The 16198-nt window shown below is 66.7% G+C and carries 16 protein-coding genes; 10 read left to right on the top strand and 6 right to left on the bottom strand.

Translation table 11 applies throughout. The annotated features are described in order from the left end of the window. Positions 1 to 64: 64 nt before the first annotated feature. Positions 65 to 1645 carry an ABC transporter substrate-binding protein gene (locus tag ABUA37_RS09050; RefSeq protein ID WP_349898818.1) on the bottom strand — a complete coding sequence of 527 codons (1581 nt, stop codon included), beginning with the start codon at positions 1643 to 1645 and terminating at the stop codon, positions 65 to 67. Between the two features lie 115 nt (positions 1646 to 1760). Between ABUA37_RS09050 and ABUA37_RS09045 the strand changes: the two genes are divergently transcribed. Further along, positions 1761 to 3158, top strand: coding sequence for an alpha/beta hydrolase domain-containing protein (locus ABUA37_RS09045; protein ID WP_349898817.1), 1398 nt, complete (start codon positions 1761 to 1763; stop codon positions 3156 to 3158). A gap of 12 nt (positions 3159 to 3170) precedes the next feature. Here ABUA37_RS09045 and ABUA37_RS09040 read toward each other — a convergent pair whose 3' ends face one another. Then, positions 3171 to 3767 (bottom strand): TetR/AcrR family transcriptional regulator, encoded by a 597-nt coding sequence (locus tag ABUA37_RS09040; RefSeq protein WP_349898816.1) that lies wholly within the window; start codon positions 3765 to 3767, stop codon positions 3171 to 3173. A 106-nt stretch (positions 3768 to 3873) separates the two neighbouring features. Here ABUA37_RS09040 and ABUA37_RS09035 point away from each other — a divergent pair, with 106 nt between their 5' ends. From ABUA37_RS09035 to ABUA37_RS09015, 5 genes are all read left to right on the top strand, one after another. Next, positions 3874 to 5133 carry an MFS transporter gene (locus ABUA37_RS09035; protein ID WP_349898815.1) on the top strand — a complete coding sequence of 420 codons (1260 nt, stop codon included), beginning with the start codon at positions 3874 to 3876 and terminating at the stop codon, positions 5131 to 5133. A 109-nt stretch (positions 5134 to 5242) separates the two neighbouring features. Then, positions 5243 to 6661: a ferredoxin reductase family protein gene (locus ABUA37_RS09030; RefSeq protein ID WP_349898814.1), complete on the top strand. Its 1419-nt coding sequence runs from the start codon at positions 5243 to 5245 to the stop codon at positions 6659 to 6661. After that, positions 6658 to 7140 carry an FMN-binding protein gene (locus ABUA37_RS09025; protein WP_349898813.1) on the top strand — a complete coding sequence of 161 codons (483 nt, stop codon included), beginning with the start codon at positions 6658 to 6660 and terminating at the stop codon, positions 7138 to 7140. The genes ABUA37_RS09030 and ABUA37_RS09025 overlap by 4 nt, the downstream gene beginning before the upstream one ends. Next, complete coding sequence (locus ABUA37_RS09020; protein ID WP_349898812.1) at positions 7133 to 7909, top strand: FAD:protein FMN transferase; 777 nt, start codon at positions 7133 to 7135, stop codon at positions 7907 to 7909. The genes ABUA37_RS09025 and ABUA37_RS09020 overlap by 8 nt, the downstream gene beginning before the upstream one ends. Before the next feature lie 25 nt (positions 7910 to 7934). Continuing rightward, the gene (locus ABUA37_RS09015; RefSeq protein WP_349898811.1) at positions 7935 to 8396 is read left to right on the top strand and encodes an SRPBCC family protein; all 462 of its coding nucleotides are present in this window, start codon (positions 7935 to 7937) and stop codon (positions 8394 to 8396) included. A gap of 48 nt (positions 8397 to 8444) precedes the next feature. Here the strand turns inward: ABUA37_RS09015 and ABUA37_RS09010 are convergent, their stop codons facing one another. After that, the gene (locus ABUA37_RS09010) at positions 8445 to 8573 is read right to left on the bottom strand and encodes a hypothetical protein (RefSeq protein WP_325516570.1); all 129 of its coding nucleotides are present in this window, start codon (positions 8571 to 8573) and stop codon (positions 8445 to 8447) included. Between the two features lie 228 nt (positions 8574 to 8801). On the opposite strand from ABUA37_RS09010, the gene ABUA37_RS09005 reads away from it, so the two are divergent. Next, the gene (locus tag ABUA37_RS09005) at positions 8802 to 8978 is read left to right on the top strand and encodes a CsbD family protein (RefSeq protein WP_349898810.1); all 177 of its coding nucleotides are present in this window, start codon (positions 8802 to 8804) and stop codon (positions 8976 to 8978) included. A gap of 59 nt (positions 8979 to 9037) precedes the next feature. On the opposite strand, the gene ABUA37_RS09000 is transcribed toward ABUA37_RS09005, so the two are convergent. Both ABUA37_RS09000 and ABUA37_RS08995 read right to left on the bottom strand, forming a co-directional pair. After that, positions 9038 to 9667 carry a DedA family protein gene (locus ABUA37_RS09000; RefSeq protein WP_349898809.1) on the bottom strand — a complete coding sequence of 210 codons (630 nt, stop codon included), beginning with the start codon at positions 9665 to 9667 and terminating at the stop codon, positions 9038 to 9040. 2 nt (positions 9668 to 9669) lie between these two features. Then, positions 9670 to 10440 (bottom strand): hypothetical protein, encoded by a 771-nt coding sequence (locus ABUA37_RS08995; RefSeq protein WP_349898808.1) that lies wholly within the window; start codon positions 10438 to 10440, stop codon positions 9670 to 9672. Positions 10441 to 10804: 364 nt separating this feature from the next. Here ABUA37_RS08995 and ABUA37_RS08990 point away from each other — a divergent pair, with 364 nt between their 5' ends. Genes ABUA37_RS08990 through ABUA37_RS08980 form a run of 3 tightly spaced genes read left to right on the top strand, consistent with a single transcriptional unit; the run spans position 10805 to position 15359 of the window. Next, on the top strand, positions 10805 to 12634 hold the full coding sequence (locus ABUA37_RS08990; protein WP_349898807.1) for a glycosyltransferase family 2 protein: 1830 nt from the start codon (positions 10805 to 10807) through the stop codon (positions 12632 to 12634). Continuing rightward, positions 12631 to 13374, top strand: coding sequence for an HlyD family efflux transporter periplasmic adaptor subunit (locus ABUA37_RS08985; RefSeq protein ID WP_349898806.1), 744 nt, complete (start codon positions 12631 to 12633; stop codon positions 13372 to 13374). The genes ABUA37_RS08990 and ABUA37_RS08985 overlap by 4 nt, the downstream gene beginning before the upstream one ends. Continuing rightward, entirely contained in the window at positions 13371 to 15359 is a 1989-nt protein-coding gene (locus ABUA37_RS08980; protein WP_349898805.1) for a glycosyl hydrolase, read from the top strand. The genes ABUA37_RS08985 and ABUA37_RS08980 overlap by 4 nt, the downstream gene beginning before the upstream one ends. 57 nt (positions 15360 to 15416) lie before the next feature. On the opposite strand, the gene ABUA37_RS08975 is transcribed toward ABUA37_RS08980, so the two are convergent. Further along, on the bottom strand, positions 15417 to 16196 hold the full coding sequence (locus tag ABUA37_RS08975) for a DNA-formamidopyrimidine glycosylase family protein (protein WP_349898804.1): 780 nt from the start codon (positions 16194 to 16196) through the stop codon (positions 15417 to 15419). Positions 16197 to 16198 lie beyond the last annotated feature (2 nt).

Raw genomic sequence — 16198 nt, 5'->3', positions numbered from 1 at the left:
GGTGCTCCCAGAGGGCCCGGCCGGCGAAGGCCGGGCCCCATCGATGGGTGGGTGGAGTTGCCTGCTACTTCGTACGCTTCCAGGCGTACTTCGCGTCAGGCGCCTGTGGCATCGGGTTCGGATTGAGCGCCGATGCGGTCACGTTGGTGATCGTCTTTCCGATCGCGAAGATGTTCTCCGTCGATACCGCCGGAGCGAACACTCCGGCGTCGTTGGCCGCCTTCGTCAGCTTCTCGTAAGCCGCCGTTCGTGCGGACGCACTCGTGCTCGACTGCGCCGCGGTGTAGAGCTCGTTGAGCGACGCGTAGGTGTTGCCGAAGGGGTTGGTGACGCCCGGCTGGGTGAAGTTGGTCACGACCTGTGCCGAGTTCGTGCCGACGACCGGCCAGATGAGCGCGGGGAACTGCTTCGAGAGCGCGCCTTGAATGAACTCGGGAACCGAGTTCTTCACGACCAGGTTGACCTTGATGCCGATCTTGCCGAGGTCGCCCGCGATTGCCTGAGAGATCGTGGTCTGGCTGTCGAGGATGTTCTCCGTCAGCACCGTCAGCTCGAAGCCGTCGGGGTAGCCGCCCTTGGCGAGCAGCGACTTGGCCTTCTTGACGTCGTAGTCGAATCCATAGTTCGCGACGTGACCATCGGTGCCCTTGGCGCCCATCTGCCCGTTCGCCTGCGTGTAGTCGGCGCTGAGGGCCGAGGCGAGTGCGTCACGATCGATGGCCATTCCGATCGCCTGACGCACATCCTCGTTCTTGAGTGCCGGGCTCAGGGTGCCCTGGGTGTCGGCCAGCGTGAGGCCCCAGGTGAAGAAGGGGGCCGTGACGAGCTTGAGTCCGGCGGACTTCACCGCGGCCGCCGTCGTGGGCGAAACACCCGCGAAGTCGACCTGGCCCGTGGTGACGGCGGACGAGACCGCGCTCGGGTCGCCGATCACCTTGACCACGACCTTGTCGAACTGCTGGGCATCCGGGTTGAAGTACTTCTTGTTGCGCACGAAGGTGTACGAGGAGCCGGAGACCGAGTCGGAGGCGGAGTAGGCGTACTGGCCGGTGCCGTCGCTCTGGGTGAGCAGGCTCTTCGGGTCTGAGAGGCCCTTCGGACCGATGATCTGGCCGACGCCCCAGTACTGCGAGAGGTAATACGGCGCATCCGGATAGGCAGACTTGTAGGTGATCACCACGGTGTCGGCATCGGGAGTCGCGATACTGTCGACCGGTCCCGCGTAGCGTGCGTCACCGCCGCCCGCCTTCATCATGTATTCGATCGAAGCCTTCACCGCGGCGGCGTCGAGCTTCGCACCGTCGGTGAACGTGACGCCCTTGCGGATGGTGAGCGTGAGCTTGGTGTTGCCATCCGACAGGGCCCACTTGGTCGCGAGGTCGGGAATGAGCTTGCCGTCACCGGTCTGGTAGATGAGCGAGTCATAGGGTAGTGAGGTGAAGATGGCGCTTCCGCCGGAGCCGCCGAGGGCCGGGTTCAGGCTGATCGGTACGCCGGCGAACTGCGTCGTGAGGGTTCCGCCCTTGCTGCTGGTCGAACCGGTTTTCGACGGGCTGGAAGAACAGGCTGTGGCGCCGAAGACGACCGCCAGGGTGGTGACGGCAACCAGCGCGGTTTTCCACGCGGGTCTGTGTGATGCAGACATGTTGCTCCTTTGCAATGAGTGCGATTACAGAACGACGCGGCTCCGCGTCGAGGATGAAAGTATCAGCTAAGCTGATACTTACGCAATAGGCCCAGCCGTCCCGAGAGGTTACGCAATGACGCGACCCGTTTCCGAGCCGATCCCGATCGGCGGGGGTTCCCTCCCCTTTGGTACCGCCTTCCTACCCGCCCTGAACATGGGCGTCGATCTCTCCCGGTACGGCTACGCGGAGGAAGAATACCTGCTTCGCGGCACCGCGAGCGTGTGGCGCCACGGCGCCAACGGGTCCCACGAGCCGGTGCGCTCCGAGCTGCCGTTCTGCACCAGGGTGCTCGTGCGGCGCCCGGCATCCGGTCGAAGCTCCGGGCTACTGCAGGTCGAACCGCTGCATCCGGATCTCGACTCTGCACTCGTCTGGAACGCCATTCACCCGTGGATCCTGCGCGGGCGGCACAGCTGGATGGGCGTCACCGTGTTCGCGCCCGTCGCGCGCCAGCTCGCGGAGTTCGTCGACCCCGAGCGCTACGCCGAGGTCGACATTCCCGAAGACGGGATGCTCTACGACGTACTGGGCGCGGCGATTCGCTCGGCGATCGCAGGTGATTTCGGCCCGATCGCCGCGGACCGCGTCATTCTGGCGGGCATGTCGGCCACCGGCAGCTTCACGAGGGTGACCCTGCAGGACGGCTTCCACGAGCGGTGGACGCGCGCCGACGGGCGCAGGCTCATCGATGGCTACGTCATCGGCATCTCCTCCGGCGGCGCGGGTGCGGCGGGCTATCCGCCGCTGTCCGCCGAGGATGCCGAGTTGCCGGCCAACGATCGGCGTCGCACCATCGCACCCCGCGATGCCGTCGCGTTCGAGGTGCTGAGCGAGACCGAGGCCGAGACTCACGAGCGGGTGACCCGCGAGGACTCCGACGAGCCCGGATCGCCGTATCGCCTGTACGAGGTCGGTGCGACGGCGCACATCGAGGCGCATCCGAGCGTGCTGACCAACCTGCAGCAGTACGAACGGCGGGGCGGCATTCGGCCGGCCTTCGAGGTGCGGGAGCGTCGCTCCGACGCGCGGTTCGATCTCTATCTTCGCGGCGCATTCGAGGCGATGGAGCGCTGGCTGGTGAACGGCGAACTGCCGCCGCGCGCGGCACGCTTCGAGCACCGCGCGGGTGCCGAGGAACTCGTGCGAGATGCCGACGGCAATGTGCTCGGCGGCATTCGAACGCCGTGGCTCACCGTGCCGACGGCCGCCTATGCGCCGCACAGCACGGCATCCGAGGAGTCGGAGAAGCCGCCGGAGTGGATGCCGTTCGGCGACCCGCAGATGCTGGCTCGCCTCGTCGGCAGCATGCGCCCGTTCCCGATCGCCGAGTTGCGTGAGCGCTATGGCTCGCGCGCCGGCTATCTCGACCGCTTCGCCGCCGCAGTGCGCGACGAGGTGCGTCGCGGCCTGCTGCTCGAGGATGACGCCGAAGAGTTGCTGCGCGAGGCGCCCGAGCGCTGGCGAGGCTAGGCCGCGTTCCGCTCAGACGGTGGGATCGGTGCGCTCGGCCGCTCGGAACAGGTCGTCGACCAGGCCGTCGACCTCCTGCGGCGTGAGCGGTTCCGGGGCGAAGATCGCGCGGTAGGTGATCGGTGAGACCACGTAGTTGATCACCTGATCGGCCGTCGGAACCACCTCGCTGGCGTCCGTGTCGTCTTCCGCCCGCGGATGCACCCGCTCGACGAGAACGGCGGCTTCCTTGCGGCGGTTGATGGTGCAGTCACTCGTGCCGTTGGCCAGGGCGGCTCCGGCCCGCAGCAGGGAGCGGTTCGCAGGCTTGCCGAAGTGCTCCGCGAGCTCGTGCGCCCATCCGCGGATGTCGTCTTCGAACGATCCAGAATCGGGCAGGGCTCGTTCGGGGTCGAGCCGATAGGCCGCCACCTCATTGATGAGGGTGGAGAGGTCGCCCCAGCGCCGGTAGATGCTCGTCGCGTTCACGCCGGCGCGATCGGCGATCAGTGCGACGGTGACGTTTTCTGCTCCGAGTTCCGCGACGAGGGACTCGACGGCCGAGCGCACGGCCGCGACAACGAGCGAGCTTCGCCCGCCGGTGCGCGGAACGCTGGTCTTCTCGGGCATGAATCCATGCTAACGCAAAAAGAGTTGCGATAGCGGAAGAATCGGGTTAGCGTACCTCACGCAACATTTATTGCTTTAGCCACTGATTCTGCTTTTGGAGTGTGTCATGAACGACACGATCGCACAGACGTCCCCCGCACCCTCGCCCACGGAGGCTTCCGTCGGCAGCGGCCCAGAGCGCAGGACGGTCTCGCGGCGACTGGCCTTCGCCGGTTTCTCGGTCATCCTCGTGGTGCTCTTTGCTTCCTCGGCCGCGCCCTCTCCGTTCTTCGTCGTCTACCAGGGCGAGTGGGGCTTCGCCCCCTGGCTTCTGACCTTCGCTTTCGCCGTCTATGCCGTCACGCTGCTCCTCACTCTGCTCACGGTCGGCTCGCTCTCCGATCACGTCGGGCGACGTCCCGTGCTGATCGGTGCGCTCATCCTGGAGGCGCTCGCAATGGTGCTGTTCGCCCTCGCGCCCAACATCGAGACGGTCGTGCTCGCGCGGGCGCTTCAGGGCATCGCCACGGGAGCCGCGACGGGGGCGTTCTCGGCCGCGCTCACCGATCTGGCGCCCCCGCAGAATCGTGCGCTCGGTGCCACCATGAGCGGCCTCGCCTCAGTTGGTGGTCTGGCCGTCGGAGCCATCTTCGCCGGTGTTTCCATCCAGACCGAAGCACGGCCGATCGCCAGCACCTTCCTGGTGCTCGCCGCCCTGTTCGTCGTCGCGCTCGGTTTCGTGCTGGCCGCCCCCGAAACCGTGACTCGGCGGCCGGGCGCGGTGCGCAGCCTGCTCCCGCACGTGGCGGTGCCGTCCCGCGCGCGCACCGAGTTCACCATCGCCATTCCCGTGCTCCTCGCCGGGTGGATGACCGGGGGACTGTTCCTGGGGCTTGTGCCGCAGATTCTGCGCGATGTCTTCGATCTCAGCAGCGGACTCGTCAGCGGAGGCACCATCGCCGTCCTGTCGCTCGTGGGCGTCGCGTCCATCTACGTCAGTCGCCGGATGGCCGGGCGACCGGTCGTCGTCGTCGGATCGCTCGCCCTCGTTCTCGGCGTGAGCGCGGTCGGTGCGTCGATCCTGCTCGGCTCGGTCGCACTGCTCGCCCTGGGCACAGCGGTCACCGGCGTGGGGTTTGGCATCACCTTCGCCGGCGAGATGCGGTTGATCGCGCCCCTGGCCGAGTCGCATCAGCGTGGCGAGCTGTTCGCGGCGATCTACGTCGTGTCGTACCTCTCCTTCGGGGTGCCGGCCATCATTGCCGGAGCCGTCGTGGGCATCTTCCACCTTGTGCCGACCGCGATCGGCTACGCACTGATCGTCGTTGTCAGCGCGGCTGCGGGCGTGATCATCCAGCTCGCGCGGGCGCGTCGGGCCGCTCCATGAGAGATCTCACAGTGGGCGGGGCCCGATTCTCGGGCCTTCAGCCGCCGTACCAAGTCATTCCATAGGATTCGTGCAGCGTGGGTGAAGCGCGTGGTGGTCAACTTTCACCATGTCAATCCAGCAGCTCGCGCCGCCGCCTCGGCCGCGCCAGGCGGCGTCCTCGGGACGGCCGACCGAGCGCTACCGGAGGCGCATGCGTCGTGCCGACCTGCTGGTCGTGATCAGCTGGGTGTCCGTGGCCCTCGTCATCGCACTGTTTCTGTCTCAGAGCATGGCGACCGCCTTCACGACCGCCTCCGACGCGGTCACGTCTCTCGGCATCCTGAGCGGGCTTGTCGGCAGCGACCTGATCCTGATCATGATGGTGCTCGCGGCGCGAGTGCCGATTATCGACCGCACCTTCGGGCACGACAAGGCGATGCTGCTGCACCGAAAGCTTGGTAAGCCGGGGTTCTACCTGTTGCTCGCGCACGGCGCACTGCTGCTCGTGGGCTACGGCATGGCCTCTCGCGTGAACCCGGTTGCCGAGTTCGGGGTGATGTGGGCGACCCTGCCCGACATGCCCCTCGCCTTCCTGGCATTCGCGCTGCTCATCGTTGTGATCGTGTCCTCCCTCGTGGCGGTGCGGCGCAGGTTCCCCTACGAGGTATGGCACGTCATCCACCTGCTCACCTACGCCGCGGTGATCGTCGCCATCCCGCATCAGTTGAGCGTCGGCGGCCTCTTCGTCGAAGGCTCACTGCAGCGCGTCTACTGGCTTGGCCTCTACAGCGTCGTGGCCGGGTTGCTCGTGATCTATCGCTTCCTGCTCCCGATCGTGCGCTCGTTTCGCCACTCACTCCGTGTGCGCCGTGTCGTGCCGGTGGCCGACGGTGTCGTCTCGATCGAACTTTCCGGGCGGCACCTTCGTGAGTTGGGCGCCGCCGGCGGGCAATTCCTGGTGTGGAGGTTCTGGACCGGGAAGACCTGGTGGCACGCGCATCCGCTGTCGCTGTCTGCCGTGCCATCCGAGTCCACGCTGCGCATCACCGTGCGCTCACTGGGCGCGGGTTCCGGCGCTCTGACGTCCCTGCCGGTCGGCACGAGGGTCTCGATTGAGGGGCCCTACGGCATCTTCACCCAGGATGCCCGCACCCGGCCGCAGGCGGTCATGGTCGCGGCCGGCATCGGCGTCACGCCCATTCGCGCCCTGGTGGAGCACGCGGATCTCGCGCCAGGAGAGGCGGTGGTCATCGTGCGGGCGGCGGCCGACCAGCCTCCGTATCTGTGGCAGGAACTCCGCGAGGTATGCGCGGCCAAGGGTGTCGCGGTGTTCCTCGTCGAGGGTTCCCGCTCCCGGGTCGTCGACTCCTGGCAGTCCGCTGACGCGGTGCAGAACGGCTACACGCTCGCCTCGTACGCACCGAATGTCGCGCGCTCCGACCTGTACGTGTGCGGGCCGGCGCGCTGGACAGACCTGGTGATCGAGGATGCTCGCACGCTGGGCCTGGAGCGAGGGCAGATCCACGTTGAAAGGTTCGACTGGTGAGAGTACGAGCGGTGATCGGCGCGGTGCTCGCCTCGGGGGCGGTCATCCTGGGCGGCTGGGAGGTGGGTGCCCAGCACGCCGCCACGGTCGCGACGCCGTCAACCACGCCGAGGTCCACGGGCGCCGCGGCGACCCCCGTGCCGCAGTCGAGCGCGGGTGCGACAGCGTCGGCGTCGGCACCCGCGTCCACGGGAGCGGCCGACGGCACCTACCCTGGCTCGCTCGTCGACACCCCCTACGGCACGGTCAAGGTTTCGGTGACGATTCGCGGCGGTGCGATCTCCGACGTGACCGCGCTCAAGCTGACGGATGACGGCGGGCGCTCCGTGCGCATCAGCCGGGATGCCGCGCCCATCCTCCGCTCCGAGGTGCTCAAGGCCCAGTCGGCGAACGTCGACAGCGTCAGCGGCGCCACGTTCACGACCGACGGCTACCTCACCTCGCTGCAGGCTGCGCTCGACAGTGCACACTTTGGCTGATACCTCGGCGGAGGCGCTGCTGCACCTTCGCTTCGACTCGATGGGAACGGTGGTGTCGGTTTCGGCACGCGCGAACGACGGGCCGGGGTGGACCGACGCCTGCGACGGCGTCGAGCGCGCCTTTCGGATGCTGGACGACCGCTTCAGCCTGTACCGCCCGGAGTCGGAACTGAGCCGTGTCGCCCGCGGCGAGCTCGGCCTCAGCAGCGCGAGCGTCGAGCTGCGCGATGTCTACGCGCTCGCGATCGAGTGGAGGGGCACCACCCACGGCGCCTTCACACCGCACCGTCCGGATGGCGTCGTGGACCTGAACGGCGTCGTCAAGGCGCTCGCGATCGAACGCGCGGGTCACGCGCTCGCGGAGGCCGAACTCGAGGACTGGTGCATCAACGCCGGGGGCGACGTGCTCTGTCACGGGATGGCCGACGCCGGCCGGCTCTGGGCGGTGGGCGTCGTCGACCCGGATGACCGCGGCGCGATGCTGACCTCGCTGGAACTGTTCGGGCAGCATCGGGCCGTGGCGACATCCGGCCTGAGCGAGCGCGGCGACCATGTCTGGCCGAGCGGCCGCGCCGAGCCGCGGTTCGTTCAGGTCACGGTCTTCGCGCCCGACATCGTGACCGCGGACGTGCTGGCCACGGCGATCCTCGCCGCCCCGGCGACGGAACTGGACGAACTGGTGGAGGGCCACGCGGCGGACGTGCTCGCGGTGCTGCCCGACGGCGGACTGGTTGTGACGCCCGGGCTTCGCGAGCGAATCGTGTCGTAGCTTTCGACTGCCATAGGGTTCGAATATGGACAATCGCAGCGCATCTGAATCGATCCTCGTCAACCGCAGACCCGAGGTGCTCTACGGCCTCGTCTCCGACATCACCCGGATGGGCGAGTGGAGCCCCGTCTGCACCGGTGGCTGGTGGGAGGACGAATCGCGCGGCGTCGGCGCCTGGTTCGTCGGCCACAACGAGACGCCCGAGAAGACCTGGGAGACGCGCTCGCAGGTCGTGGCGGATGAGCCCGGTCGTGAGTTCGCCTTCATCGTAGGCGGCGACCGCACCCGCTGGGGCTACACCTTTGAGGCGGTCGACGGCGGAACTCGTATGACGGAGTCGTGGAACTTCCTCCCCGGCGGCGAGGCCTACTTCACCGAGCGCTATGGCGCGGATGCCGAGGCAGAGATCATCATTCGTGCCGAGACCGCGCGCAGCGGCATCCATGACACCCTCGCCGCCATCAAGAAGGCGGCTGAAGCGGCCTGACCTGAAGAGGCGCGGCCCGCACGGGGCGGGCCGCGCCGACCCGTCAGCCTACGCGCCCTTGCGCGGCTTGATGAAGGGGGCGGCTTCTGCCTTCTCCCGCTTCTGGGCCCGCTTGTCCTTCAAAGACAGCTTGGCTTCCTTTTTCGAGTCGTTGCCTCGAGGCGATTTTCCAGCCATGATCACTCCGCTTCCCCAGTTGTACAGATGGCGTGCTTCCGAAGACCATAGCCCATTCCCCTAGGGAAGTCATTTCCTCGCTGATCAGCAAAAATTCCGCACTGTCACACTGTCGGGCTTTGTCAACCCCCTCTGATTCTGCGCGGATACCCAGAACCGAAACCTAGGCTCGAAGAGAACCCGTTGACGGCCGTCGCGGGAACTGTCGAACCGTAGGAGGGGTGCATCATGGGCTTGGATGACAAGGCCGAGAACGCTGCTGAGAAACTCGGAGGCAAGGGCAAGGAGGCCGTCGGCAAGGCGACCGATGACGAAAAGCTGGAAGCCGAAGGCAAGGGCGACCAGTTCAAGGCCAATATGAAAGAGGCCGGCGAAAACGTCAAGGACGCCTTCAAGGGCGACTGAGCCCCACGATCGCGAAGGGGCCCGGCCACTCGGCCGGGCCCCTTCCGTGCGTCAGGACGTCACGCCGTGGCGCGATTGCGCCTCCAGCTGACGATGCCGGCGATGATCGAGGCGAGGATGAAGGCTCCGCCCACGGCGTATGCCGCCGACTTGACCGCCGGGATGCTCGCCGCGAAGTACCCGGTGACCGTGATGAGCACGCCCCACACCAGCGCCCCAACGAGGTTCGCGGCGAGAAACCTGCCGTAGTCCATGCGTGCGATGCCCGCGATGGGCGGAACGAAGACGCGGCCCCAGGGAATGAAGCGAGCGACCACGACGGCCCACCATCCGAGGTTGTCGTAGAACTTCTCGGACTTGATCACGGCGTTCTTGATCCAGCCGCCCCTGCGCCGATCCAGATACGGCCTGCCGTAGTGGCGACCGAGCACGAAGCCGACCTGATCACCGAGGAACGCCGCGATGCCCACGCCTATGGCGAGCACCCAGATGTTGACGCTGCTCGTGCTCGCGGCGACGAGGCCAGCGGCGAAGAGCAGTGAGTCCCCCGTAATGAACGGAATGAAGACGCCGACGAAAAGTCCCGTGCCCGAGAAGACGAGTCCCCACACAATGAGGTAGAAGACGATCGGTCCGAAGGTGTGCAACCAGCTTGCCGCCTGCCCGTCGAGGGCAGCAAGGTGCAGCATTTCTAGCCTTCGGCTTGATCTGCGTGTTCCCGGTCCCGATCCGCGAGGGCGGTCGCACGCTCCGCCAGTCGGCGCTGCACGCTCGCCTGACCATCGTCAATGACCTGCTGGTCGAGCGGCGGATTCTCGTGGTCGTTGCTGCCGTGGTACTTCTCGATGTAGGCATCGAGTGCCGAGCCGCACTCCCAGGATGTGATGAGGTTGTAGCGCGGCTCCGAGCCCGGGTGCCAGGTCGCGTGCCAGAACCGCTGGGTGTCGATGATGACCTGCGCTCCGGCGGGCAGGGGGATGCGGATCTCGGTCGAGGGATCGAAACGCTGTTCGCGGAGCACGAGGCAGGAGTCCGCGTCATCCGTGAGGTTGAAGAAGCCGCGCACGATCCAACCGGAGCCGTCGGGGTTCAGCCGGTTGTTGTCATCCTGGTGCAGGTTGTAGAGGGCGTCGGAGTACGAGTTCGGCTGCAGCTCGATGACGCGGCAGCGACCCACATTCGCCCCGGGTTCCTGCGCGCGGCGGGCGAGGTTCGGCGCCTTGGCGACCTGTGACTCGATCCACACGCCGTCCTTATCGGTGCGGGGTGGCTCCTGGTTCCAGAAGCCGTTGACCTCGATCTCGCCCTTGGCGCTCGCGAGCGGCGCGAAGCGGGTGACGCCGGAGGATTTCCACTCGACGTACTCCAGGTCTTTCCACTCCTGCGGGTCCGCTGACTGGTCGTACCTGTCGAGGATGACGAAGCCCTTTTCGTCGAGAAGTGCCGACTTGACGTAGCTCATTCCGAGCCCCTTCAGCTAAGAGAGCCAGCACGTTTTTACAGGCTCAACTTAGGCAACCCTAACAGTCGGAACGGGTAACATCGCGGCGCCGAGACGGGCCCATTCCGGGCGATTGCTGAGAGAACTCTAATCGCCGAATAGCCTGTGAACGCTTGTCAGCCTTCGGGGGCCCGTGCCTAGTCTGGAAACAGAGCGGACGAGGATGGGCGCCCCTGGAGGCACCGGCCAATTGGGGTTGGCACGGTCACCGAATCCCACATTCCGCTCGCGGGGGAGCTTCCCCCTCTGACGCCAACGACGCCGCTAGTTCAAGACTCGCGACGGGTGCCACTGTGCCCGCCAGAAGGAAATGGAGAACTGCAGCATGACGACTTCCCTGTGGAAGAGCAGCCCCTATCGGGGCCATCGCAGAGGCGAGGAGACACCTCTGCCGCGCAAGCCGGAGAACGGCGCGGTGCACTCGCCCTCCCTGTATCTCTTCGTGCTCATCTCCACCATCGGGATCGTCGCGTACACCGCGTTCCTGCTCAACCCGACGAACCGCGGCGACTGGCTTCCCTACGCGCTCGTCATGTCGGCCGAGCTGTTGCTCGTCGTGCAGGCGCTCTTCGCCATGTGGACGATTCTCTCCGGCGGGCATGACCCACGCAGCTTCACGTTCCATCACGCCCAGGAGCGCCTCTACGACGGCGAGACCATGGACCGTGAGAACACGGCCGACTCGCCCAGGGACTGGCCGATGTTCCTCGGGAATCACCGCATCGGCGTCGATGTCTTCATCACCGTCTACGGCGAAGACCTCGAGGTCATTCGCCGCACGGCAACCGCCGCGGTTGCCATGCGCGGGGAGCACACCACCTGGATCCTCGACGACGGCTCCTCGGATGCGGTGCGAGACCTCGCGGCGGATGTTGGCGCCTGGTACGTGCGTCGCGAAGATCACAGGGGCGCGAAGGCCGGAAACGTGAACCACGCGCTCGGCCACGCCAAGGGTGAGTACTTCGCGATCTTCGACGCGGACTTCGTGCCGAACGAGGACTTCCTTTACGAGACGGTGCCGTTCTTCATCGATGACGACGTCGCCTTCGTGCAGACGCCGCAGACGTACGGAAACATGCACAACCTCGTCTCGCGCGGCGCGGGCTTCATGCAGTCCGTGTTCTACCGCTTCATCCAGCCGGGGCGTAACCGCTTCAACGCCGCGTTCTGCGTCGGCACCAACGTGATCTTCCGCCGCGCCGCGATCGACGAGGTCGGTGGCATCTACACGAAGTCGAAGTCCGAGGATGTCTGGACCTCGCTCATGCTGCACGAGCGGGGCTGGCGATCCATCTACATCCCGGTGACGCTGGCCGTGGGCGATGCGCCGGAAACCGTGGAGGACTACACGAAGCAGCAACTGCGGTGGGCATCCGGTGGTTTCGAGATTCTGATGCGCCGCAACCCGCTGAACCCGCGCCGCAACCTCACGATCGACCAGCGACTGCAATATGCCGTGACCGCCACGCACTACCTGGTGGGCATCACGCCGCTGATCCTCATGATGGTGCCGCCGCTGGAGATCTACTTCGACCTGCGCCCGGTGAACCTCACCGTCACCTGGGTCACCTGGCTGCTCTTCTACCTGGGCTTCTACGGCCTGCAGATCATGCTCGCCATGCACACGATGGGGTCGTTCCGGGTGGAGACACTCGTGCTCGCGACGGTGTCGTTCCCGATCTACCTCAAGGCGTTCATCAACGTGTTCTCCGGCAAGGAGCAGGGCTGGCACGTCACGGGTGCCGTCGGCAAGCGGGTGTCGCCGTTCAACTACATGATTCCGCAGGTGCTCACCTTCGTGTTCCTGTTGCTCACGTCGATCGTCGCGGGCTTCAAGGACTACGGGCACCAGACCTTCACCCTCGCCACCGCGTGGAACGTCACGAACACCGTCGTGTTCGCCGTCTTCATCCTCGCGGCGTTCCGCGAGTCGCACGTGGCACGCCGTGCGCCGGCCAGGGCCCGGGTGTATTCCACCTTCGGCCGCCCGGCCGCGGCGCCGATGCCGCTCCATGCCACCACGTCCGAGGGCGCTCGGCGCTCGCAGCTGCCTGAGCCCGATCTCGTGCCAGCGGGCGCGTTCCGCACCGACGTCCATGACCACGCCGGGGCCGCGAACAGCGCCGACGTCACCAGCAGGGAGATTGCATCATGACCTGGACCAATCGCTTCAAACTCCTGAACGGATTCATCATCGTCCTGGCGATCGTCGCCGCGGCGACCCTCATGCTCAACAAGCGCGAGTCGCAGGTGGCGAGCACCACGGCATCCATCGAGGCGATCTCGTACTCGGTCGGGTCGGACTACGCGGGCACCGTCGTCAAGCAGTCGGTGAAGCAGGGCGACAAGGTCAAGACCGGTGACCCGCTCCTCACCATTCAGAGTGCGAGCCTGATGAGCACCATCTCCACGCTCGCTGCACAGCACAAGACGCTGCCGACGACGACCGCATATGAGGTCGGGTCCGATGGTCTGCTCACACTCATCGCCACGCAGCCCGGAGTCGTCTCGAACGTGCGCGCCACCGTTGGCGGGTTCATCGGCGCGGGTGAGACGCTCGCAACCATCAACCGCAGCAAGTCCCTGTACACGCTCGCGAAGTTCAAGCTCGACCCCTACGACTTCTCGCGCATCGAGAAGGGCGCCGAGGTCGAGATCGTGCTGCCGGATACGCAGAAGATCCTCGGCGAGGTCTCCGTCATCCGAGTGAGCACGGCCGCCGGCCAGGCGAACGCTACCGTCGAGGTGCGCAGCAACGGTCTGGACTACGGAGGTCACGACGGCCTCGTCGAGCCAGGCACACCGGTCACCGCGATCATGCACCTGCGCGACAACGGCCCGCTCTCGGGAGTGACGAACACCTTCCGCACGCTGCTGCTGCAGGTGGGCCTATGAGGGCCGGGCGCGGCGCCGTAGTCATCGCCACCGCTCTCACCGCGGCGCTCCTCGCGGGCTGTGCGACGACCGAGCGCAAGCCCGTCGACAACGGCCACGGGCTCACGGCTGCGCTGTCGAGCATGCCGGAGCGCGAGGTCGGCAAGACGCCGCAGATGCGACTCGCCCACGGGCTCATCCCGCCGACCAATCGGTGGTTCTCCGGCCTCGTCTTCGACAAGCCGCAGCCGGTGTTCCCACTGCCGCTCTCCTTCGCGCTCACCGACACGGGCTTCTCCTTCGGGATTCCCGTCGTACACAGCGGCGCAGACACGATCACGGGCGGCATGCAGCCCGACCTCTCCGTGGATGCGGGGGCGGCCTCGAGCAAGATCGTCGCCTACGACGAGGCCTCGGTCACCATCGACGAGCTGGACTCCGCAGGCACGTCGATCGGCTCCGTCGTCATCGCCGAGGGCTCGCCGCTCGTGAGCTTCACTGCGAAGCAGGACGCGACGCTGAAGCTCCCTCGCCCGCTGACGCGCTCTGGAAACACGTGGAGCGCGAAAGTGCAGGACTCCTACTACGGTCTCGCCACCAAGGGTGAGGTGCAGAAGGACGGCGGTGCCGTCACCCTCGCCAAGGGTCAGTCCGCGGTGTGGTTCGCCGCCCCGAGCGCCGGAAGCGTGGACAGGGTCGCCGCACTCGCGGACCCGCTCGAGTCGACATCCATCAAGCATTCGACCTCGGATAAGAAGGTCGAGACCGCGATCAGCTATCGCAACCGCGGCAATGGCGACACGGCGTTCGTGGCAATGCCGCACCAGAAGGCCGATCTCGATCCTTCCGTGAAGTGCGAGCTGGGCGACTACCCCTCCATCTACGGCACGCTTTCGCTGTGCTCGGGAACGACACTCAAGTGGGCATCGCCGCGCGTCACGGCTGACGACTCGCTGCCGATCGACCGGCTGTCCGCACAGCAGAAGAGCGATCTCAAGGCCCAGGTGGCCAAGGACACGGATGCTGCTCCGCAGTTGCCGACCGACACCTACTTCGGCGGCAAGGCGCTGTATCGGCTTGCCAACCTGCTCGACCTCGCGACCCAGCTCGGGGCCAACGATTCGGCGACGACCCTGAAGAAGCAGTTGGGGACCGCGTTGACGAAGTGGACGGACCCCAAGGGCTGCAAGGGCCGGGATACCGAGTGCTTCGTCTACGACCGCACGATGCGCGGGATGGTCGGTCTCAAGGCGTCGTTCGGCGCCGACCAGTTCAACGACCACCACTTCCACTACGGCTACTTCCTCTACGCGGCGAGCGTCGCCGCGGCCCATGACGCGAAGCTCGCGAAGAAGATCGCTCCGGTGATCAACCTGCTCGCCGCCGACCTCGCCACGAGCAGTCCGTCGAAGAACTTCCCCGTGCGCCGCACGTTCGATGCCTACGCCGGGCACTCCTGGGCATCCGGATACTCGCCCTTCGCGGACGGCAACAACCAGGAGTCGAGCTCCGAGGCCGTCTCCGCCTGGAATGGTCTGGCTTTATGGGCCGGCGTCACGAAGAACGCAGCGCTCAAGGACGAGGCCGAGTGGATGCTGTCGAGCGAGGCCGCATCCGCCAAGGCCTACTGGACGAACTTCGACACCTCGCAGCCGGTGTATCAGGGCTATCAGCATTCGATCGTGCCGCTCAACTGGGGCGGCAAGCGCGACTACGCCACGTGGTTCAGTGCGGATCCCAGCGCCAAGCTGTCGATCCTGGTGCTGCCGATGAGCCCGGTCTCCGGCTACCTCGGCGGTGACCCCGAGCGCATCGAGAGGAACCTCCAGCAGGGCGCTCCGAACGGCTACGACGTGACCCTCGGCGACTACCTGGTCATGTACGCCGCGATGGCGGGGGATGCGCAGAAGGCGCAGGCGCTGAAGGATGCGGAGGCGCTGCCCGATAAGCGCATCGACGACGGCAACTCCCGCAGTTACCTGCTCGCCTGGGTGATGACGCGGTAGCGGTGCTCGCGTCTGGCAGCGCCTCTACCCTCGCGATGGCGCGTCGGCGGATCGCCGTTAGCTCTGGCAGCGCGGACACCAGTACGCGTCTCGCTGCGTGAGCGGGGTTGCGCCGAGCGTGCCGTGCAGGATCGTTGTGCCGCAGCGCCTGCACGGCTTGCCGGCGCGGCCGTAGACCCAGCTCGTTCGGCCCGGCCGCAGGTCGCCGGTGGTGCTGCGGATGGTGCGCTCGCGATTGGCGCGCAGCATCCGGTGGGCGAGCGCGAGCGTTCCGCTCACGTCGGCGACCTCGGCGATCGGTCGCGTCGGCGCGAGGCCGCGCAGGAAGCACAGCTCGTTGGCGTACTCGTTGCCGATGCCGGCGAGGTTCCGCTGGTCCTGCAGAGCAACGAAGACCGGTGTCTCTGGTGCGGCCAGCAGTCTCCGGGAAGCCTCCGCGGCATCCCAGTCGCTGCCCAGGAGATCGGGGCCGAGGTAACCGACGACGCTCTCTTCGGCGCTTCGCGCGACGAGTTCGGTGATGCCGAGCGAGAAGCCCACCGCCTGCCACTCGGCCGTCTCGAGCACGGCGCGTGCCTCGTGAGCGGGGCGTCGCCACGGGGTGCCGTGTCGGTAGAGGTGCCACGCGCCCTCCATCTTGAGGTGGCTGTGCAGCGTGAAGTCGCCGATGCGCATGAGCAGGTGCTTGCCGCGGCTGGCCACCTCGTCGATCGTCTCGCCGCTGAGGTCTGCGGTGGCGAAGGCGGGAACGCGAAGGTCGAACCCGGTGAGCACCTCGCCCTGCAGCGCCGCGTTGAGGTTGTGCGCCGCGAGCCACACGGTGTCGCCCTCGGGCATCG

Origin of the sequence: Parafrigoribacterium soli (assembly GCF_040227235.1) — a bacterium.
Lineage (GTDB): Bacteria > Actinomycetota > Actinomycetes > Actinomycetales > Microbacteriaceae > Parafrigoribacterium_A > Parafrigoribacterium_A soli.
This window is presented reverse-complemented; position numbering and strand designations above follow the sequence as displayed.